17 protein-coding genes and 2 pseudogenes are annotated in these 21238 nt (G+C 59.9%); 12 read left to right on the forward strand and 7 right to left on the reverse strand.

Going from position 1 to position 21238, the window contains the following annotated elements:
• Positions 1-38 precede the first annotated feature (38 nt).
• The 4 genes from RHP74_RS25615 to RHP74_RS25630 all read left to right on the forward strand — a co-directional run bounded on the left by RHP74_RS25615 (position 39) and on the right by RHP74_RS25630 (position 2762).
• Positions 39-941: a chemotaxis protein gene (locus RHP74_RS25615; RefSeq protein WP_311096603.1), complete on the forward strand. Its 903-nt coding sequence runs from the start codon at positions 39-41 to the stop codon at positions 939-941.
• 27 nt (positions 942-968) lie between these two features.
• Positions 969-1427, forward strand: a complete 459-nt coding sequence (locus RHP74_RS25620) for a GNAT family N-acetyltransferase (RefSeq protein ID WP_154912505.1) — start codon at positions 969-971, stop codon at positions 1425-1427.
• Between the two features lie 175 nt (positions 1428-1602).
• Positions 1603-1929, forward strand: a complete 327-nt coding sequence (locus RHP74_RS25625; RefSeq protein ID WP_077749378.1) for a hypothetical protein — start codon at positions 1603-1605, stop codon at positions 1927-1929.
• Positions 1930-2012: 83 nt separating this feature from the next.
• Positions 2013-2762, forward strand: a complete 750-nt coding sequence (locus RHP74_RS25630) for a YkgJ family cysteine cluster protein (protein WP_311096604.1) — start codon at positions 2013-2015, stop codon at positions 2760-2762.
• 155 nt (positions 2763-2917) lie between these two features.
• On the opposite strand, the gene RHP74_RS25635 is transcribed toward RHP74_RS25630, so the two are convergent.
• Together RHP74_RS25635 and RHP74_RS25640 are read right to left on the reverse strand one after the other, a co-directional pair.
• A complete protein-coding gene (locus RHP74_RS25635; protein WP_083375782.1) occupies positions 2918-3175 on the reverse strand; it encodes a hypothetical protein in 258 nt (85 codons plus the stop codon).
• Positions 3176-3376: 201 nt separating this feature from the next.
• Positions 3377-3748: a DUF6124 family protein gene (locus RHP74_RS25640; protein WP_083375781.1), complete on the reverse strand. Its 372-nt coding sequence runs from the start codon at positions 3746-3748 to the stop codon at positions 3377-3379.
• A 1533-nt stretch (positions 3749-5281) separates the two neighbouring features.
• Here RHP74_RS25640 and RHP74_RS25645 point away from each other — a divergent pair.
• Together RHP74_RS25645 and RHP74_RS25650 are read left to right on the forward strand one after the other, a co-directional pair.
• Complete coding sequence (locus RHP74_RS25645; RefSeq protein ID WP_311096605.1) at positions 5282-6442, forward strand: efflux RND transporter periplasmic adaptor subunit; 1161 nt, start codon at positions 5282-5284, stop codon at positions 6440-6442.
• Positions 6439-8280: pseudogene (locus RHP74_RS25650) on the forward strand (efflux RND transporter permease subunit); the annotation flags it as partial. The gene RHP74_RS25645 and the pseudogene RHP74_RS25650, both read left to right, overlap by 4 nt.
• A 251-nt stretch (positions 8281-8531) precedes the next feature.
• On the opposite strand, the gene RHP74_RS25655 reads toward RHP74_RS25650, so the two are convergent.
• Positions 8532-9563, reverse strand: coding sequence for an IS110 family transposase (locus RHP74_RS25655; protein ID WP_311095896.1), 1032 nt, complete (start codon positions 9561-9563; stop codon positions 8532-8534).
• 88 nt (positions 9564-9651) lie between these two features.
• Between RHP74_RS25655 and RHP74_RS25660 the strand changes: the two are divergent.
• From RHP74_RS25660 to RHP74_RS25685, 6 genes and pseudogenes are all read left to right on the forward strand, one after another.
• Positions 9652-10917, forward strand: a pseudogene (locus RHP74_RS25660) (efflux RND transporter permease subunit); the annotation flags it as partial.
• 9 nt (positions 10918-10926) lie between these two features.
• Complete coding sequence (locus RHP74_RS25665; protein WP_007916978.1) at positions 10927-11604, forward strand: heavy metal response regulator transcription factor; 678 nt, start codon at positions 10927-10929, stop codon at positions 11602-11604.
• Positions 11594-12958 (forward strand): heavy metal sensor histidine kinase, encoded by a 1365-nt coding sequence (locus RHP74_RS25670; RefSeq protein WP_077748987.1) that lies wholly within the window; start codon positions 11594-11596, stop codon positions 12956-12958. The genes RHP74_RS25665 and RHP74_RS25670 overlap by 11 nt, the downstream gene beginning before the upstream one ends.
• A gap of 274 nt (positions 12959-13232) precedes the next feature.
• Positions 13233-13457, forward strand: coding sequence for a hypothetical protein (locus RHP74_RS25675; RefSeq protein ID WP_010458093.1), 225 nt, complete (start codon positions 13233-13235; stop codon positions 13455-13457).
• A gap of 158 nt (positions 13458-13615) precedes the next feature.
• Positions 13616-14971 (forward strand): OprD family porin, encoded by a 1356-nt coding sequence (locus tag RHP74_RS25680; protein ID WP_409201921.1) that lies wholly within the window; start codon positions 13616-13618, stop codon positions 14969-14971.
• A 148-nt stretch (positions 14972-15119) separates the two neighbouring features.
• A complete protein-coding gene (locus tag RHP74_RS25685; RefSeq protein WP_311096611.1) occupies positions 15120-16616 on the forward strand; it encodes a diguanylate cyclase in 1497 nt (498 codons plus the stop codon).
• Between the two features lie 148 nt (positions 16617-16764).
• On the opposite strand, the gene lpxC is transcribed toward RHP74_RS25685, so the two are convergent.
• The 4 genes from lpxC to RHP74_RS25705 form a co-directional block, all read right to left on the reverse strand.
• Complete coding sequence (gene lpxC, locus RHP74_RS25690; RefSeq protein ID WP_008147525.1) at positions 16765-17676, reverse strand: UDP-3-O-acyl-N-acetylglucosamine deacetylase; 912 nt, start codon at positions 17674-17676, stop codon at positions 16765-16767.
• A 112-nt stretch (positions 17677-17788) separates the two neighbouring features.
• On the reverse strand, positions 17789-18982 hold the full coding sequence (gene ftsZ, locus RHP74_RS25695; RefSeq protein WP_007943486.1) for a cell division protein FtsZ: 1194 nt from the start codon (positions 18980-18982) through the stop codon (positions 17789-17791).
• 107 nt (positions 18983-19089) lie between these two features.
• Positions 19090-20349, reverse strand: a complete 1260-nt coding sequence (ftsA, locus tag RHP74_RS25700; protein WP_008147519.1) for a cell division protein FtsA — start codon at positions 20347-20349, stop codon at positions 19090-19092.
• Between the two features lie 15 nt (positions 20350-20364).
• Complete coding sequence (locus RHP74_RS25705; protein ID WP_010458113.1) at positions 20365-21234, reverse strand: cell division protein FtsQ/DivIB; 870 nt, start codon at positions 21232-21234, stop codon at positions 20365-20367.
• Between the last annotated feature and the right edge of the window lie 4 nt (positions 21235-21238).

Genomic DNA, 21238 nt, shown 5'->3' on the forward strand with positions numbered 1-21238 from the left:
TTTTACTCGCCCATCACCTTTTTCCACAGAAGGTTTTTATGTCCACCACCAAAGCCCGCGCAGACTCACTTTCGCTTCTGCTGTTTACCTTGCGCAGCGGCAAGCTGATGGCAATCAACCTGCTGAAAGTCAGCGAAATCATCCCCTGCCCGCCGCTGACCAAGCTGCCGGAGTCGCACCCACACGTCAAAGGCATTGCCACCCTGCGCGGCGCCTCGTTGTCGGTGATCGACCTCAGCCGCGCCATCGGCGAGCGGCCACTGGAAGACCCGAACGGTGGCTGCCTGATCGTCACCGACGTCAGCCGCTCCAAACAGGGCCTGCACGTTCAGGCCGTGAGCAAGATCGTCCACTGCCTGACCACAGACATCCGTCCGCCGCCCTTCGGCTCCGGCGGTGTGCGCTCATACATCACCGGCGTGACCTCGGTCGACGGGACCCTGGTGCAAGTGCTGGACATCGAAAAGGTCATCCACGGCATCGCCCCGGCGCAGATCGAAATGGCCCCGACCGAACTGAGCATGGAAGACGCCGAAGTGCTGGGTAACGCTCGGATCCTGGTGGTCGACGACAGCCAGGTCGCGCTGCAGCAATCGGTTCACACCTTGCGCAACCTCGGCCTGCAATGCCACACCGCCCGCAGCGCCAAGGAAGCCATCGACTGCCTGCTGGACCTGCAAGGCACGGCGCAGCAGATCAACCTGATCGTCTCGGACATCGAAATGTCGGAGATGGACGGCTACGCGTTCACCCGCACCCTGCGCGAGACGCCGGACTTCTCGCACCTTTATGTGCTGTTGCACACGTCGCTGGACAGCGCGATGAACAGTGAGAAAGCGCGCCTGGCCGGGGCCAACGCGGTGCTGACCAAGTTCTCCTCGCCAGAACTGACCCGGTGCCTGATCGAAGCGGCCAAGGCCGTCACCGAACAAGGTCACTGAGTCATGACCGAACGCTTTTGCTTGCTGATGCGGCGCAACCTTGCCGAGGCGGTGCCCGCAATCACGTGGCCGGTCGGCATTGAATTGATCGAGTACCGTCCCGAAGTCGCCCAAGCTGTCCATCACGTGATGGAACTGGGTCACCTGGAAGGCGGTGGTCGTGTGCCGGAATTGGCGATCTGGCAGCGACGTTTTGAAACCGATCCTGAATACGACCCCACGCTCTGCTTCATCGCTCAAGATGCCGAAGGGATCGTCGGCGTGGCGCAGTGCTGGACCAGCGCCTACATCAAGAAGTTGATGGTGCACCCACGGGCACAGCGACGCGGGCTTGGTCGCGCATTACTGCTCCACGCGTTCCAGGTGTTTCAGGCCCGCCGGGAAGGTTATGTGGATTTGAAAGTACTGGAAGACAACCTTCGGGCGCAGCGGCTGTATGAAAGCGCCGGGATGTATGTAGTCCGCCGAGAATTGGTCCCAGTCTGATACACCGCCATCGCGAGCAGGCTCGCTCCCACAATGTTTTTTGTCGTACACAACATCGGTGTCTGGTGAAGATCTACTGTACGAGCCTGCTCGCGATGGGGCCGACACATTCAACCCAATACCATCAGGCATACTCCCCCCCTCGGCCAACTCAATGCCCAAGGATGCCTGACCCATGAAAACCGCCACCCTGACCTTGCTCTGCCTTACCGCCCTCGCCCCCCAAGCCCACGCCTCCAGTCCCGACGCCTGGGCCGCCTACGACAAAGCCGTGCTCGCCAGCTGCACCAAAGCCAGCGGCCTGAAAAACGCCAAACCCGTCGGCACCGCCGCGCAGTTCGACGACCGGGTCGACTACACCGCGCTCCTGATGCAAGGCCAATACCCGCAAAAACACATGAAAGGCCAGCAAGGCACCGAACTGTGCCTCTACAACAAAAAGAGCAAAACCGCCTACGTGACCGAATGGGACTCCATCCGCCCCACCGCCAAAACCCAGTGACTGGCGCATAACTTGCTTCGACCCGAGCCTTCGCGGTGTCTTTCTGGCGCCGTTCCATGCCCTCGGAAGCGACCGGCCGCTCAATGAATACGACATTTTCCTGCGTAGGTTGCGGCAAATGCTGCAACGACCACCACGTGCCCCTGACCCTGGCCGAAGCCCGCATGTGGGCGGCCGACGGCGGTCAGGTGATCGTGCTGGTGGAAGGTTTCCTCGGCAACGGCCTGGGCCTTCCCGTGCAGCAACGCGAACACGCCGAACGTCGCTCAGCAGTGGTTCGAAGCGGCACGTCCGAGGCTTACGTGGCGATCACTTTTGCCGCGTACAACGTCGGTCCCTGCCGGAATCTTGACGAAGACAACCTCTGCCGAATCTACGAACGCCGCCCGCTGGTGTGCCGCATCTACCCGATGGAAATCAATCCGCACATTGCGCTGAACACCGCAGTGAAAGAATGCCCGCCCGAATCGTGGGAACAGGGACCGGACTTGATCATCGGGGGTAAGTTGGTGGATCAGGAGCTCGCGGGATTGATCCAACGTTCGCGTCAGGCGGATCGCGATGACATTCAGACCAAGGATGCGATTTGCGGGCTGCTGGGGATTCGGACGACAGCGTTGAAGGGGGATGGATTTACGGCTTATCTGCCGGATATGAAGGCGTTTGCTGCGGTCATCGACCAGGTTGCCGCGCAGCCGCTGGCGGGCTCAGGCAGTGATTGGCAGTTTCATGTGTCAGGGGAAGACATCGCCGTGCAAGTGCAGGCGGCCGGGGCGATGGTGGCGACGGAAGCGCCGGTGAACTATGCGTTTATTTCGTTGCGGGTGGCTTGATTCCAGGGCTGTTCAACCTGTTATGGCCCCTTCGCGAGCAGGCTCGCTCCCACCATTGATCTGCGTCGTACACAAAATCTGTGTCCTGTTGAGATCTACTGTGGGAGCGAGCCTGCTCGCGAAGGCGATTGATCAGGCACCGCAGCGTTTGAAACTCAGCGCTTACCCATCGACCGACGAGTCCCTGGAGGCGCAGCCCCTGGCGTCTTGGTATGGCCATTCTTCGCGCCATTCTTGTACCAAGGCTGGCTTGCATTCTTCGCAGCGGCCAAATCACCCGGTTTGAACGGGAACTTGAACGCCGGGATCGCGGCTTTGGTTTCGCTGTCTGCGCTGGAGTCGACGCTGTCTGGCAGGTCTGCCGGGTCGTCGCTCAAAGCGTCGGCAACCGGCGGTTGTGTCGGGGAAGTCATGAAAGCTCCGGGGTGATGCAAAAAGTCGGGCCCGGTCAGCGAGCCGCGAAAGAGCGGCAGTATACCTGTGTCCAGAGCCGCAAGCTTCACGCCGCAAGCGAGTCCGTCGGGTTTTGTGCCAATCGCGAGCAACCCCCGCACCTGTGGGAGCGAGGCTTGCCCGCGAAGAACGATCACGCGGTCAACCAGACCGAACGCTATCTACCGGGGAACCTCAACCCTATCCAACACCCGATTCACCGCCAACTCCGCCAGCATGATGACCTGCTGAATCGCCATCAGCGTATGCCGCTGCGGCCCCTCCAAACTCGTCGCAAAATCACTGCTCATCACACTCGCTGATGCCAAAGATTCACAGGCATGGGCCAACAGACTTTCAGAATCAACATCAGGATCGACCACAAACATCGTGCTCGGCCGGCGCGGTTTTTCGATGTAGCGCTCGGGGGGATCGAGGTAGTAATCGAGCGCGCGCTTCATGGCTTCGTGGTCTTTGATGAGCGATTCGGCCTGGGTGGTTTCGTCGCGGGGTGTGGTGGTATTGATGGGTGGATCGGGGATTAACTTATCCATGCAAACTCCTACTGAAATGGGTGCCACCATTCGCCGGATCTCACGCGGCGAAGAGGTGGCAGCTATGTGCAGTGTGAGATCACCGGTAGTAGGCACCCGGCCAGACCGAAGTCTGCCCGCACACAGCCGCCATAACGCATTTACAGGCAGCGGATAAGCTGGCGCCAATTATGGTGGCATTGGCGCTAGATGCATACTAGTTGCCGGGGATCTCACGCCCGGTCGCTGAATTTGCAGCGACAGCCAAAGGTTAGAGAACACGCTTCCTACCCGGCAACCTGAAAAATGCGTGGGAAAACGCTGTGTTTTTTACACATCTTTCAACACACAAAAATGGAACGCGGAGCGTCCCGGGCGGCATTCCCACGCGGAGCGTAGGGAACGATCAATCGGGGGCAGTAGAGAGAAAATGGTCGGCTGGCAGACCGCTATCGCGAGCAGGCTCACTCCTACAATTGGATTGGGTGCATCTGCGAAATATTGATCGGCTGGCTGGCCGCCTTCGCTGGCAGGCCAGCTCCCACAGGGAATGATCTACATCTGCAAGTAATTGGTCGGCTGTCAGGCCGCCTTCGCGGGCAAGCCTCGCTCCTACAGTGGAACGATGCACGTCTGCAAGTGATTGGTCGGCTGGCAGGCCGCCTTCGCTGGCAGGCCAGCTCCCACAGGGAATGATATACATCTGCAAGTGATTGGTCGGCTGGCAGGCCGCCTTCGCGGGCAAGCCTCGCTCCTACAGTGGAACGATGCGCGTCTGCAAGAAATTGGTCGGCTGTCAGGCCGTCTTCGCGGGCAAGCCTCGCTCCTACAGTGGAATGATCTACATCTGCAAGTGATTGGTCGGCTGGCAGGCCGCCTTCGCGGGCAAGCCTCGCTCCTACAGTGGAACGATGCACGTCTGCAAGAAATTGGTCGGCTGGCAGGCCGCCATCGCGAGCAGGCTCACTCCTACAGTGGAACGATGCACGTCTGCAAGAAATTGGTCGGCTGTCAGGCCGCCTTCGCGGGCAAGCCTCGCTCCTACAAGGGGTTCGGTGTACACGCTTCGCTTTTCACCACTCATTAGGCCGAGCGTTAGCTCGCCTGCTTTTGATCTTGATCTGTCCGCCCCTTCGGGAGGCTGAGTGGAGGCGTTCATCTGGGGGGTGGGCGCGTAGCGCCGTGCGGCGAAGCCGCACACATCGAGAGGAGGTCGAAGCGAAGCCGACCGGAGGCGATGCCCCCAGATGAATGCCGGAGCGAAGGAACGCCGAGCCCAGGCGAGGGGCCGGACGCTGGGGCGAAGCGTTTTGGTTCCTTTTGGGCGTTTGCAAAAGGGACTCGCTGTAAGAGCGAAACCGCCAGCAGCCGTTACCGCAGGAATGGATATGTACGCCATCAACAGGAGCATGGTCGGCTACCAGGCCGCCAAGCCCAAACTGACAGCGCCGTCAGTTAGCAGTCACCTTCCTGACCGCCGAACAGGTTTATAAAGGAAGGTATAAACCCGACCCGACCCGACTCCCGACCACCTAGCCCGGCGCCCCCACTCGCATGCGAACCCAGAAAAAAACCGCCTTGATCGCAGGCCTGCTGATCGCCCTGGCAACGAGTGGCGCGTGGTACGCCACCAAACCCGCCACCGCCAAACTCGCCGCGACCACAGCGATCCCGGTTCGAGTCGTCAGCGTCACCGAAAAAGACGTCCCCCGCTACGTCACCGGCATCGGCTCGGTCCTGTCCCTGCACAGCGTCGTAGTCCGCCCGCAAATCGACGGCATCCTCACCAAAATCCTGGTCAAAGAAGGCCAATTGGTGAAACAAGGCGACCTGCTCGCCACCATCGATGACCGCTCGATCCGCGCCAGCCTCGACCAGGCTCGGGCACAACTCGGCGAAAGCCAGGCGCAACTGCAAGTCGCGCTGGTCAACCTCAAGCGCTACAAACTGCTCAGCGTCGACGACGGCGTATCCAAGCAGACCTACGACCAGCAACAAGCCCTGGTCAACCAGCTCAAAGCCACCGCCCAAGGCAATCAGGCGTCAATCGACGCCGCTCAGGTGCAGCTTTCCTACACCCAGATTCGCTCCCCGGTCACCGGCCGCGTCGGTATTCGCACGGTGGACGAAGGCAACTTCCTGCGCATGACCGACACCCTGGGCCTGTTCACCGTGACCCAGATTGACCCGATCGCCGTCGAGTTTTCCCTGCCGCAACAAATGCTGCCTACCCTGCAAGGCCTTATCGGCGACCCCGAGCGCGCACAAGTGAAGGCCTATATCGGCGCCGACACCGACGGCGAAACCGGCAACCTGCTGGGCGAAGGCCACCTGACCCTGATCGACAACCAGATCAACGCCAACACCGGGACCATCCGCGCCAAGGCGGAATTCAACAATCCCGGGCAGAAGCTCTGGCCGGGCCTGCTGGTGACGGTAAAAATTCAGACAGCCCTGGATAAAGATGCGCTGGTGGTCCCGCCCACTGTCGTACAGCGTGGCCTCGATCAACATTTCGTGTACCGCGTCAACGGCGACAAGGTCGAAACCGTCACCGTACAAATGGTCTACCAAGGCAGCGGCCAGGACATCATCAAAGGCGTAAAACCGGGTGACGTGCTGGTCAGCGACGGCCAGTCGCGGCTCAAACCCGGCTCGACCGTGCAGGTAATGACCGAGCCGCCGCAAGTGGTGCAATCAGAGTCGAAGCCATGAAGGGCCACGGTTCTGTCTCAGCCTGGTGCATCGATCATCCGGTGGCGACGATCCTGCTGACCTTTGCCCTGGTGTTGCTCGGCGTCATCGCCTTCCCGCGCCTGCCGATTGCGCCGCTGCCGGAAGCCGAATTCCCGACCATTCAAGTCGCCGCACAATTGCCCGGCGCCAGCCCCGAAACCATGGCGTCGTCGGTGGCCACGCCGCTTGAAGTGCAATTCAGCGCCATCCCCGGCGTGACCCAGATGACCTCGAGCAGCGCCTTGGGCTCGACCAACCTGACCCTGCAATTCACCCTCGACAAAAGCATCGACACCGCCGCCCAGGAAGTGCAGGCCGCAATCAACACCGCCGCCGGCAAGCTGCCCAAGGACATGCCGAACCTGCCGACGTGGCGCAAGGTCAACCCGGCCGACAGCCCGGTGCTGATTCTCAGCATCAACTCAACCTTGATGCCCGGCACCGAACTCAGTGACTTGGTGGAAACCCTGCTCTCGCGTCAGATCAGTCAGATCGACGGCGTAGGCCAAATCAACATCACCGGCCAGCAACGTCCGGCAATCCGTGTTCAAGTCTCGGCCGACAAACTCGCGGCCATCGGCCTGACCCTGGCGGACATTCGGCTGGCGATCCAGCAAACCAGCCTCAACCTGGCCAAAGGTGCGTTGTACGGTGAGTCGAGTATCTCGACACTGTCGACCAACGACCAATTGTTCCACCCCGAGGAATACAACCAGCTCATCGTTTCCTACAAGGACGGTGCCCCGGTTCACCTCAAGGATGTCGCTAAAGTCGTCAACGGTTCGGAAAATGCCTACGTTCAGGCGTGGGCCGGTGATCAACCCGGGGTGAACCTGGTGATTTTCCGGCAGCCGGGCGCCAACATCGTCGAAACCGTTGATCGCATCCAGGCCGCCCTGCCCGGCCTCGAAGCCATGCTGCCGGCCTCGGTGCAGGTCAAGGTGCTGGTCGACCGCACCCAGACCATCCGCGCCTCCCTGCATGAAGTGGAAATTACCCTGCTGATCGCGATCATGCTGGTGGTGGCGGTGATGGCGCTGTTCCTGCGCCAATGGTCGGCGACCCTGATTGTGTCCGCCGTACTGGGCGTGTCGCTGGTCGCCAGTTTCGCCCTGATGTACATCATGGGTTTCAGCCTGAACAACCTGACGCTGGTGGCAATCGTGGTGGCCGTGGGGTTTGTGGTCGACGATGCGATTGTGGTGGTGGAGAACATTCACCGCCACCTGGAGGCCGGCGACGGCATGCGCGAGGCGGCGATCAAGGGTGCCGGCGAGATCGGTTTTACCGTGGTTTCGATCAGTTTCTCGCTGGTGGCGGCGTTCATTCCGCTGCTGTTCATGGGTGGCGTGGTCGGGCGGCTGTTCAAGGAATTCGCCCTGACCGCCACTTCGACCATCATGATTTCGGTGGTGGTGTCGCTGACGCTGGCGCCGACCCTGGCCGCGCTGTTCATGCGCGCCCCGGTGCATCACGCCCACAGCAAACCCACGTTTGGCGAACGCTTGCTGACAGGTTATGAAAAACTGCTGCGCCGTGCCCTCGCCCACCAGAAACTGATGATCGGGGTTTTCTTTCTGTCACTGGGCCTGGCGGTGGCCGGTTACATCTTTATTCCCAAAGGGTTCTTCCCGGTGCAGGACACCGGTTTTGTCCTCGGCACCACCGAAGCCGCCGCCGATATTTCCTACGGCGACATGGTGAAAAAACACCTGGCGATGGCCGAAATCGTCGCCGCAGACCCAGCGGTGGCGGCGTTTTCCCACTCGGTCGGGGTCTCGGGCAGTAACCAGACCATCGCCAATGGCCGTATATGGACTCCTCCTCGTTGCAAGCCTCCTTCGCTTTGGCGCCCGTGCCGACTGCACACGTATATTCGGCCTCTTACAACGGCATCGTTTTGATGCAGGGCCATGATGGGCTATTCGCGCGTCGGCTCCCAATCGCTTCTACGTGCTTTACGCACCTGGACATTAGAGGGTTTTGCCGACGCCGGTTCGACCGGTTTGCCATTGCTCGGGTTGCTTCGCAATCGTGGTGTGGGGGGGATTCTCCTGGAGTGAATAATTCAGGCCGCTGCCCGATCCGGTTGGTAATCAGTGCCGTTGCGCAGCATCGCCCAGGCCATGCGTGCAGTTTTGTTGGCCAGTGCGATAGCGGCCACGTTGGGATGTGAACGTTCGGCTAAACGGACAGCCCACTGGCTGAGTCGATCGTCTTTGGATTTTGCTGTGCGCAGTGCCGACCGCGCACCGTGGATCATCAGCGTTCGCAGATAAGCATCCCCGCGTTTGCTAATGCCAAGCAGTCGATCCTTGCCGCCAGAGCTGTGTTGCTTTGGCGTCAACCCTAGCGAGGCGGCCAGTTGTCGGCCGTTGGCAAACTGACTGGCATCACCGATGGCAGCAACCAGCGCGGTGGCAATCATCGGGCCGACTCCACGCAGCTGCTGTAAACGGACGGCCATTGGCTCACATGCCGCGATCGCAGATATCTCGCCATTGAGTTCGCCCACGCGCTCATCAAGTGCGCGCAGGTCATCCCACAAACCCTTCAGCAGACGACGAAAACGTATCGTCAAACCGTTATCCGCATCTTCTAGCCAGCACGGTATTGCGCGACGCAGCATCAGTAACTCCTTCGGCGCAATGAGGCCGTACTCGGCGATCAGCCCACGAACCTGATTGGCTTTGGCGGTCCGCTGTTCAATTAAGCCGGCCCGGATGCGATGCGTCGCCTGGATATCCTGTTGTTCGATGGTCTTGACGGCGACGAAGCGCATGCTGGGGCGGCTCATCGCCTCACAGATTGCCTCGGCATCGTTGGCGTCGTTTTTGTTGCTCTTGACGTACGGTTTGACGAACTGAGGCGCGATCAGCCTCACCTGAAATCCGCGTGCCTGTAGCTGCCGCGCCCAATGGTGCGCACCGCTACAACTTTCCATGCCGATCTCACAGCCGGGTTCGGTCTTCTCCAGCACCGTTTGCAGCCAGCGATCGCGAGGCAGACGCTGCCGCCAGACTGGCTGCTCATGACGATCCACGCCGTGGATCTGAAACACGTTCTTGGCCAAGTCGACCCCAATGCGCATAAGCTTCATGTGTGGACTCCTTCTCACGGTTGACTGCGGTTCGTACCTTCAGTCTGGCACTCAAGATGCCGAGGTGAGGAGGAGTCCATCCCATTGCTTCTGGATTTCCCTGAAAAAACGCGGCGACCGCGACGTCTCGGCCAGCCAGTTCATCGACCGGATCCGTCCGAAACTGATGAAAGTCCCGGGCATCGTGCTCTATCTGCGCGCCGGCCAGGACATCAACCTCAGCTCCGGCCCGAGTCGCGCCCAGTATCAATACGTGCTCAAGAGCAACGACGGCGCAACGCTCAGCACCTGGACCCAACGCCTGACCGAAAAACTGCGCGCCAACCCGGCGTTCCGCGACATTTCCAACGACCTGCAACTGGGCGGCAGCATCACCCACATCAGCATTGACCGCAGCGCCGCCGCGCGTTTCGGCCTGACCGCCAGTGATGTCGATGAAGCGCTGTACGATGCGTTCGGCCAACGGCAGATCAATGAATTCCAGACCCAGATCAACCAATACAACGTGATCCTGGAACTGGACACCCAGCAACGCGGCAAGGCCGCAAGCCTCAATTATTTCTACCTGCGCTCGCCGCTGAGCGGGGAAATGGTGCCGTTGTCGGCCCTGGCGACATTCGATGCGCCAACGGTTGGCCCGTTGTCTATTGCTCACGACGGCATGTTCCCGGCCGCCAACTTGTCGTTCAACCTGGCGCCCGGCGTGGCGTTGGGCGATGCGGTGATCATGCTCAATCAGGCCAAGGCCGACATCGGCATGCCGGCCGCCATGAGCGGCAACTTCCAGGGCGCGGCGCAAGCGTTCCAGAGTTCGCTGGCCAGCCAGCCGTGGTTGATCCTGGCGGCGCTGGTGGCGGTGTACATCATTCTCGGCGTGCTCTACGAGAGCTTCGTCCATCCGTTGACCATTATTTCAACGCTGCCATCGGCGGGGCTTGGCGCGGTGATCATGCTGTGGATCTGCGGCCAGGACTTTTCGATCATGGCGCTGATCGGGCTGGTGCTGCTGATCGGCATCGTCAAGAAAAACGGCATCCTGATGATCGACTTCGCTCTCGATGCCCAGCGCAATCGTGGCTTGCCACCGGAAGAGGCGATTTACCAGGCCTGTATCACGCGGTTCCGGCCGATCATCATGACCACCCTCGCCGCCCTGCTCGGCGCCCTGCCGTTGATGCTCGGCTACGGCACCGGCGCCGAACTGCGCCAGCCATTGGGAATCGCGGTGGTCGGCGGCTTGCTGGTGAGCCAGGCGCTGACGCTGTTTACCACTCCGGTCATATACTTGTGGCTTGAGCGGCTTTTCCATAAGCCCAAACCCGCACCGATGCCGGCGCTGGCAACCACAGACTGAGGCGGGGTCATGCGCGTTCTGATTATCGAAGACGAAGAAAAAACCGCGGACTATCTGCACCGCGGCCTGACGGAACAGGGTTACACCGTGGACCTGGCGCGCGACGGCGTCGAAGGCCTGCACCTGGCGCTGGAAAGCGACTATGCGGTGATCGTCCTCGACGTCATGCTGCCGGGCCTCGACGGCTTCGGTGTATTGCGCGCGCTGCGTGCGCGCAAGCAAACCCCGGTGATCATGCTCACCGCCCGCGAGCGGGTCGAAGACCGCATCAAAGGCTTGCGCGACGGTGCCGACGATTACCTCGGCAAGCCGTTTTCCTTCCTCGAACTGGTGGCGCGCCTGCAAGCGCTGACCCGGCGCAGCGGCGGCCACGAACCCGTGCAAGTGAGCATCGCCGACCTGTGGATCGATTTGATCAGCCGCAAGGCCACCCGCGCCGGCACCCGCCTGGACCTGACCGCCAAGGAGTTCTCGCTGCTCAGCGTTCTGGCCCGTCGCCAGGGTGAAATCCTCTCGAAAACGGCGATTGCCGAGATGGTCTGGGACATCAATTTCGACAGCGACGCCAACGTCGTAGAAGTCGCGATCAAACGCCTTCGGGCCAAGCTCGACGGGCCGTTCGACGAAAAACTGCTGCACACGATCCGGGGCATGGGTTATGTGCTGGAGAGCCGCGGTGTCCAGTAATTCGATTGCCCTGCGCCTGAGCGGGATGTTCACGCTGGTGGCGCTGCTGGTGTTCCTGTTGATCGGCTGGGCCTTGTACCAGCAGGTCGACAAAGGCCTGGGTTTGCTGCCCGAGGCGGAGCTGGACGCGCGTTACAGCGTGCTCGAATCCACCGTCGGGCGATATGGCACGCCGGAGCATTGGGTGAAGATCAACAACAAGCTCAAGTTGCTCGGCGAAGAAGACAAGCGCATCAGTTTCTGGATCATCAGCGGCGACCCTCACTACGAATACGGCAACCTGACACCGCAGATCCGCGCCTTTGCCGAAGGGCCGCTGGGGATGCGCGACATGACGTTGCCGGACCAGCCTTATCCGCTGAAAGTGCTGGTCAGCCAGTTCCCGGCCAAGGATCAACGGCCGCCGCTGCGTTTCATGATCGGTATCGACACCGAGACGTTTTTCCAGACCCAGCATCATTTGCTGATCGCGCTGATCAGCCTGGCAATTATCGGCGTGTTGCTGGCCTCGGCGCTGGGTTATTGGGTGGCGCGAATTGGCCTCAAACCCTTGATCAAGTTGTCGCAGGAAGCCCAACGCCTGGCACCGCCGTTGCGTTCCGGGCGTTTGCGCTTATCGCCGCTGCCGCCGGAGCTCAATCAGTTCGTCAATTCGTTCAACTCCACACTGGAGCGAGTCGAGCAGGCCTATTCGCGGCTTGAGTCGTTCAACGCCGACGTCGCCCACGAACTGCGCTCGCCGCTGACCAACCTGATCGGCCAGACCCAGGTCGCGCTGACCCGTGGACGCTCGGCGGAACACTACTTCGAAGTGCTGCAATCGAACCTCGAAGAGCTGGAACGGCTGCGTTCGATCATCAATGACATGCTATTTCTTGCCAGCGCGGATCAGGGCAGCAAGGCGACCAAACTGACTTCCACCTCGCTGGCCGACGAAGTGGCCACGACTCTTGAATACCTGGATTTCATTCTTGAGGATGCGCAGGTTCAGGTGCAAGTCAGTGGAGATGCGCAGGTGCGGATCGAGATTGCGCATCTGCGCCGGGCGTTGATCAATTTGCTGAGTAACGCGGTGCAACACACCGGGCCTGGGCAGGTGATTGAGGTGCGGATCGAGGTCGAGGAGCACCAGGTGAGCATCGGCGTGGCCAACCCCGGGTCGCCGATTGCCAGCGAGCATTTGCCTCGATTGTTCGAGCGTTTTTATCGCGTCGACGCATCGCGCAGCAACAGCGGGAATAACCATGGGCTGGGGCTGGCGATCGTCAAGGCGATTGCGCTGATGCATGGCGGTGATGTGTTTGTGCGCAGTGATCACGGCATGAACACCTTCGGCATCCACCTCCCGGTCTAGACCCTTCCCTGTGGCGAGCGAGCTTGCTCGCGCTGGGCTGCGTAGCAGCCCCCCAATCAGCCACTCAGGTTCCTCAGGAAAATCGGGGGGTTGTTTGCGACTGCTGCGCAGTCGAGCGCGAGCAAGCTCCCTCACCACAAAAGCCATTTCCCGCTGCCGGCTACTGTTGCTTTTAGCGCAACAGTCCTTTCATGAATCCGCTCTTTTTCCCCTGTCCAATCCCCCTTATCTTTGCCGCACCAAACAGCACTTGCCAAGCAAGAAGGTTTTAAAGATGTCCAACACTATGGGTATTGCCAGCGCTTTCGTTTTGTCCTCTTTGTTCCTGTCTCCGTTCGCCGTGGCTGAAGAATCGCCGGCCTTCGTCGCGCACAATGCCGCACGCGCCGCTTCGTATGAAGAGCATCAGGGCGAAATGACAGCCAAGGCTAAAGAGGCTGCGCAAACCCCTCAAGCATCAATGTCTTCAAGCCAACCACGGGTTGAGAAAGACAGCTGATCCGACCCGTTTGCTCCTTTTCCCTCGACACTTTTCATCGGCTCTTCCCTTTGAAAAGTTGTCTTCAAAGCCGCTGCTATCAGCGGCTTTTTTTCGTTGTGGTTTAAACGCCGTCCAGTTCGTCTTCACTGACAAGAAACATTTTGCACTTCAAGAGTATGAAGTGTTTAGTTGACCAAGGAGCTTTACCGCAAGTGCGTTTCTCTCTCCGTTTCAACCCGCTGTTCATTGCAATTGCTGCAACGATGACCCCCGCCGCCTACGCCGCCGACGAATCCAGTCAGGAAGGTTTTGTCGAAGGTTCGAGCCTCAACCTTAATGTCCGTAACTACTACATGAACCGCAACCGCCTGCAGCAGACGGACGACAACATCGAGTGGGGTCAGGGTTTCCTCGGTCTCTTTGAATCGGGTTTCACCCAGGGCACCGTCGGGTTCGGCGTTGACGCCCACGCCATGCTGGGGCTCAAGCTCGACGGCGGTGGCGGCACGGATGGTTCGAGCATCCTGCCGATCAGCGATGGCAACGGCAAAGCGCCTGGGTCGTTCTCAACGGCAGGTGGTACGCTCAAAATGCGTGCTTTTGATACCGAGTTGAAGGCCGGCGACCTGTTCCTCGCCAACCCGGTGATTGCCGGCGGCGAAACCCGCATGTTGCCGCAGACCTTTCGTGGGGTCAGCCTGACCAACCACAGCTTCGACGGCTTCCTGATCGAAGGTGGCCAGGCGAGCTTCACCAAGCCGTACAACCAGAGCGGTCACACCCGCATCGGCACCTCCTACGGCAGCCTGGCAGACGGTGACGACAGTCAGCACCTGAACTGGGCCGGTGTGGCGTGGAGCGGTCTGCCGGGGTTGACCAGCAGCCTGTACGCCTCCGAACTCAAGGACATCTGGAACCAGTACTACTACGACCTGGATTACACCTACGCGCTGAACGACCTGGTCAGCCTCAACCCGGGCCTGCATTTCTATCACACGCAAGACACCGGCGATGCGCTGCTGGGTAACATCGACAACAACGCCTACAGCCTGCATTTCACCGTCGGCGTGGGCTTTCACAGCGTTACGGCGGCGTATCAGCGAGTCAACGGCAACACGCCGTTCGACTACATCAGCCAGGGCGACAGCGTCTTCCTCGACAACTCCCAGCAGTATTCTGACTTCAACGGCCCGAACGAGCGCTCGTGGAAACTCAAGTACGCCTACGACTTTGCCGGTCTCGGCCTGCCCGGCCTGACCTCGGCGCTGTCCTACTCCCGAGGCGAACTGGACCTGACCAAAGTCGATCCGGACAGCCGTGGCTACGCCTCGTGGTACAGCGCCGACGGCAAAAACGCCAGGCACTGGGAGCGCGACATCGATCTCGAGTATGTGATCCAGGGCGGCAAGGCCAAGGATCTGGCGGTGCGCATGCAATGGGCCACCAACCGCGGCGGCAATGGCTATGGCGCGCTGGATCAGGACACCGATGAATACCGGGTGATCGTCGACTACCCGCTCAATGTCTTCTAAGCTTCACTAAGCAAAAGGCCAGCATTTTTTTGCTGGCCTTTTTTTTATCCGGCATTTATACAAGCGCTCTGGACGCGACCGGTTTCTGGAACTCTGCCCGATTCTTGTAAAAAACTTTTATAACGCCTTATTTGCAGAAGTCAGAACCATGAGTGTGAGCAATGAGAAATCTCAACATCCGATCAGCTCGACACGATCGGAGCAACTTCTGACTCTCGGCAGTGTGCTGTTGGTGATTGCGATATTCAGCATTGTGACCTTCCTGCTGATCCGTGAACGCGCCAACGCCGAGTTGTCCGCCGCTCGCGCCGCCAACAACATCGTGCAATTGATCGACGCCGATGTGCTGCGCAATGTCGAACTCTATGATATTTCCCTGCTGGGTTTGATCGCCGCCTCCCGGCGAGAAGATCTCAAGAGCGTTTCTCCCACCATTCGCCATCTGGCCTATTTCGACCGCGCCACCGCCGCGCCGTACAAGGGCGACATTTTGTTGCTCGACAACAAGGGCGACGTGATCGCCGACTCGGCGTCGGTGGAACCCAGGCAAGGCAACTACGCTGATCGCGAATACTTCCAGTCGCACGTGAACAACCCGGCCCCGGGCATGTTCATCAGCCCGCCCTTCCGGGCCAGGTCGGCCGAACACGATTGGCGTATCAGTTTCAGTCGACGGGTGAGTGGCGCCCAGGGTGAGTTTCTGGGGGTTGCCGAAGCCGCCATGCGCTTGAGTTACTTCGATCAGTTGTTCAACAGTTTGAGCATCGGCCGCGACAGCACAGTCAATCTGATCAGCAAGAACGGGATTCTCCTGGCCCAGCAACCACGCCTGGCCGAAGAGCTGATCGGCAAGGATTTCAGTAACCGCCCCAATTTCCAGCGCATCGTCAAAGAAGGCAACGGCAGCTTCACCAGCATGTCCGATCTATACCGTGACAAGCGCCTGTACACCTTCTCCAAGGTCGGAAATTTACCGTTGATCGTCATCGTTGCACTGTCCAGTGATGAAGTCTTTTCGGCCTGGAAACGCACTGCAGTGGTGGTCAGCTCTGCAACCGCTGCCTTGTGCGTGAGCCTGCTGTGGCTGACGTGGGTGCTGCGCCGGGAATTGCGCCGGCGTCACAATGCCGAACACGAACTGGCGCAACTGGCCGCCACCGATGCGTTGACGGGGCTGGCCAACCGCCGAACGCTGGATCAGGCCCTGCGCCATGAATGGTTTCGCGCTCAACGTTCCGGCATGCCTTTGTCACTGATGATGATTGATGCCGACCATTTCAAAGCGTTCAACGACCGCCATGGCCATCAGGCCGGCGACGAAGCGCTGCGCTCGCTGGCCAACGTTATCAGCGCCCACGTGCGACGACCGGCGGACCTGGCTGCCCGTTATGGCGGCGAGGAGTTTTCGGTGATCCTGGCGGAAACCGATAGCGCCGGTGCGCGGCAGATTGCCGAAAATATCCGCAAGGCCGTTGAGCAGTTGCCGCTGGTTGAGGGCGCTGATGGGCCGATGACTGTCAGTATCGGGATCAGCACCTGGACGACAGCGACGGATATCAGCCTGGAGAGTTTGCTGTTTGCGGCGGACAAGGCGTTGTATCAGGCCAAGGAAAACGGACGGAATCGGGTGGTCGCCACGGCTTGAAATCTGCGGTGTCGCTACTGGCCTCTTTGCGGGCACGTCGGATCGCCGCACCGCCCGCTCCTACAATGGCGCTCGGTCTACCTCTTTCCCGCGGGCATAAAAAAAGGCCACCCGAAGGCAGCCTTTAAAAACTAGAGAGGTTTTTGACTTACACGGCCGCTACGGGACGCATGTAAGAGATCGGTGCAGTGCTGGCGTCTTCGAAAGTCACGACTTCCCAAGCATCTGTCTGCTCAATCAACTTGCGCAGCAGCTGGTTGTTCAATGCATGTCCGGACTTGAAGCCCTTGAACTCACCAATCAGGCTATTGCCCAGCAGGTAGAGGTCACCAATTGCATCGAGGATCTTGTGCTTCACGAATTCGTCTTCATAGCGAAGGCCGTCTTCGTTCAGTACACCATCCGCGTCGACCACAATAGCGTTTTCAACGCTGCCGCCGAGTGCGAGGTTGTGCTTGCGCAAGTACTCGATGTCACTCATGAAACCAAAGGTACGGGCGCGGCTGACTTCTTTTACGAACGAAGTGCTGGAAAAATCCACGCTTGCACTTTGTGTGCGGTTACGGAAAACCGGGTGATCGAAATCGATCTCGAAACTCACCTTGAAGCCTTCGAAAGGGACGAAAGTGGCGCGCTTGTCGCCGTCTTCCACTGTCACTTCCCGCAGGATCCGGATGAACTTCTTCGGTGCGTCCTGTTCTTCCAGGCCGGCCGATTGAATCAGGAATACGAAAGGTCCAGCGCTACCATCCATGATCGGGACTTCGGACGCGGAGAGCTCGACGTAGGCGTTATCGATGCCCAGGCCAGCCATGGCCGAGAGCAAGTGCTCCACCGTATCCACTTTGGTGTCGCCACTGACCAATGTGGTCGACATCGTGGTTTCACCAACGTTTTCCGCGCGGGCAGGAATCTGCACCACAGGGTCGAGGTCGGCACGAACAAACACAATGCCGGTGTCGATAGGTGCAGGCTTGAGGGTCAGGTAAACCTTCTCCCCGGAGTGCAGGCCTACACCTGTAGCACGGATAATATTTTTCAGTGTGCGTTGTTTAATCATGGCTTGGGCCGCTTCAGCGCAAATTGCGAACTGGTATCAACAAAGGCTGGCGATAATAGCAGACCAGACCTTTGCTGAACACCAATCACCTTCATAGCCCTGATACATTCCATCAATCAGCCTGACGACGCAGGAAAGCCGGGATGTCCAGGTAATCCAGATCATCTTGCGGATTCATCTTCGCGGCAGTCGCAGCACCGGCCTGAGCCTGGTTGCGCATGACGGTCGGACGGTCCAGGTCACGGTAATTTACCGCCGGTTGTTCCTGACGAGCGGGCGCCGATTGTTGCGGCTGGGAGGCCATGGAGGTGTGAACGGTGTTGTCGATGACCTTCACAGGCTTCTCGATTTTCGCGCCCAGACCGGTGGCAACCACAGTCACGTGCAGTTCGTCGCGCATGTCCGGATCGATAACGGTACCGACCTTGACCATCGCGTGCTCGGAAGCGAAGGCTTCGATGATGCTACCCACGTCGGAGTACTCACCCAGGGACAGGTCAGGACCGGCGGTGATGTTCACCAGGATGCCGCGTGCACCTTGCAGGTTCACGTCTTCGAGCAACGGGTTGCGAATGGCCGCTTCAGTGGCCTCACGTGCACGGTTCGGACCGCTGGCACAGCCAGTGCCCATCATCGCCATGCCCATTTCGCTCATTACAGTCCGTACGTCGGCAAAGTCGACGTTGATCATGCCCGGACGCTTGATGATGTCGGAGATACCGCGAACGGCACCGGCCAGTACATCGTCGGCCTTGGCGAAAGCCGACAGCAGGCTGGCGTCTTTACCGAGGATGGTCAGCAGCTTCTCGTTGGGAATGGTGATCAACGAGTCGACGCTTTCAGACAGCAGACGGATACCTTCGTCGGCGATCTGCATACGCTTGCGGCCTTCGAACGGGAACGGACGAGTCACCACCGCAACGGTGAGAATCCCCATTTCCTTGGCCACTTCAGCAATGATCGGCGCAGCACCGGTACCGGTACCACCGCCCATGCCGGTGGTGATGAACACCATATTGGTGCCCTGCAGGACTTCGGCAATGCGCTCACGGTCTTCGAGAGCGGCCTGACGACCTACTTCAGGGTTGGCACCGGCGCCCAGACCTTTGGTAACGCCGGTACCCAATTGCAGGATGGTCCGCGCGCCGATGGATTTCAGCGCCTGGGCATCAGTGTTGGCGCAGATGAATTCAACGCCTTCAATGTTGCTCTTGACCATGTGGTTGACGGCGTTGCCGCCGCCTCCGCCAACACCGATAACTTTAATAACCGGGCTTGCGGGGATGTTGTCTACGAGTTCGAACATTTTCCCTCTCCTTTACGTTCTCTAGTTTTTTCGCCTACTGCTTTTACTGCTTGTCGCTTTTACTGCTTGCTCTTGCGGCTTGTAGCTTGCCGCCTGAATCTGCTTCGTCAGAAGTTGCCTTGTACCCAGCTCTTGATGCGATCGAGCAAGGCGGCTTTCGGTTCTTCATTGCTGTAGCTGTCGCGGCTGCTGATGCCCGAGAACGAAATCCCGTCGGACTGCTTCTGCAGGCCGTACATCAACAGGCCTACGCCTGTGGAATAAATCGGGTTGCGGACCACGTCGTCCAGGCCCTTGACGCCATGGGGCACGCCCAGGCGGACCGGCATGTGGAAGATCTCTTCGGCCAGTTCGACCGCGCCTTCCATTTTCGAGGTACCGCCGGTCAGCACGATGCCGGCCGGGATCAGGTCTTCGTAGCCACTGCGGCGCAGTTCGGCCTGGATCAGCGTGAACAGTTCGTCGTAACGCGGCTCGACCACTTCGGCCAGGGCCTGGCGGGACAGCTCGCGCGGTGGACGGTCGCCAACACTTGGCACCTTGATGGTTTCACCGGCACCGGCCAGCTTGGCCAGGGCGCAGGCGTAGCGAATCTTGATTTCTTCGGCGTACTGGGTCGGGGTGCGCAACGCCATGGCGATGTCGTTGGTCACCTGGTCGCCCGCAATCGGGATCACCGCGGTGTGACGGATCGCGCCTTCGGTGAAGATCGCGATGTCGGTGGTGCCGCCGCCGATGTCCACCAGGCACACGCCCAGCTCTTTCTCGTCGTCGGTCAGGACCGAATAGGCCGACGCCAGTTGCTCGAGAATGATGTCGTCGATTTCCAGACCGCAGCGACGCACGCATTTTTCAATGTTCTGTGCGGCGTTGACGGCGCAGGTCACCACATGGACCTTGGCTTCCAGACGCACGCCCGACATGCCCAGCGGCTCACGAACGCCTTCCTGGTTATCGATCACGTAATCCTGCGGCAAGGTGTGCAGTACGCGCTGGTCAGCCGGGATCGCCACGGCCTGGGCGGCGTCGAGGACACGCTCAAGGTCGGCGGAGCTGACTTCGCGATCACGAATCGCCACGATGCCGTGGGAGTTCAGGCTGCGGATGTGATTGCCGGCCACGCCGACGAACGCCGAGTGGATCCGGCAACCGGCCATCAGCTGCGCTTCTTCGATCGCGCGCTGGATCGATTGCACGGTGGACTCGATGTTCACCACCACGCCTTTCTTCAGGCCACGGGACGGATGAGTGCCGATCCCGACGATTTCGAGCGTGCCGTCGTCCGAGACCTCGCCGACCAGCGCCACCACCTTGGAGGTGCCGATATCGAGACCGACGATCATTTTGCCGCTTTGCACGTTTGCCATGGGTCCTGCCTCTTCTTAATTCTTCGCGACAGCGGGTTGGGCTGTCGTGGGCGCTACAGGTTCCCGCCAGCCAACAGCAAGGCCGTTGGCGTAGCGCAGATCGATGCGCGCAATGTTCGTAATCTGTTCTTTAAGCGTCTTGTCGTAGATGGCAATGAAGCGGCGCATCTTTTCCACCAGCTTGCCGCGTCCCAGCAGCAGTTCGATCCCCGGGCCCGCGCTGCCGGCGCCGGTGGTCAGGAACCAGCTGCCTCGTTCACGCAGCTCCAGGCGTGCAATCGAGAAGCCCATCGGCCTGAGCATCTGGCTCAGCACCTGGTATTGCTGCATCACTTGCTGTTGCGCCCGTTGTGGGCCGAACAGCTGTGGCAAATGTTCGTAATTGGCCAGCTCACGCGGGGTGAACGCCTGGCCCTGGTTGTTCAACAGCGATTCATCGCCCCAACGGGCTATCGGCAGTTGTTCTTCCAGGCGGATCACTACTTGATCCGGCCACACCCGACGCACTTCGGCGTGGGCAATCCATGGCATCGTTTCAAGTTCGGTGCGCATGCTCGCAAGATCGATGGTGAAGAAGCTCGACGCCACATAAGGGGCGATTCGCTGCTGCACCGCCTGCTGGCTGATGTAACTCAAGTCACCCTGCACAGCGACTTTGGTGATCGGCCGGTCGGCGTAGGGCAGCAAACGCTGCGCGCCTTCGTAAGTGCCGAACCCCAGCGCAACCAACATCACCGGCCAGAACAGGCTTTTCAGAAAACCAAAATTGGCTTTCGGCAGGCGCGCAGACATCGGCTCTTTGGCCACCATTCGGCTCGCACCCCGTGGCACCGGCTTGCGGCCGGGTGCTGGAGGGGGCTGATGTCTCAGCTGTGCGCCTTGCATGGTC

Origin of the sequence: Pseudomonas sp. SG20052, from assembly GCF_031766055.1 — a bacterium.
GTDB lineage: Bacteria > Pseudomonadota > Gammaproteobacteria > Pseudomonadales > Pseudomonadaceae > Aquipseudomonas > Aquipseudomonas mandelii.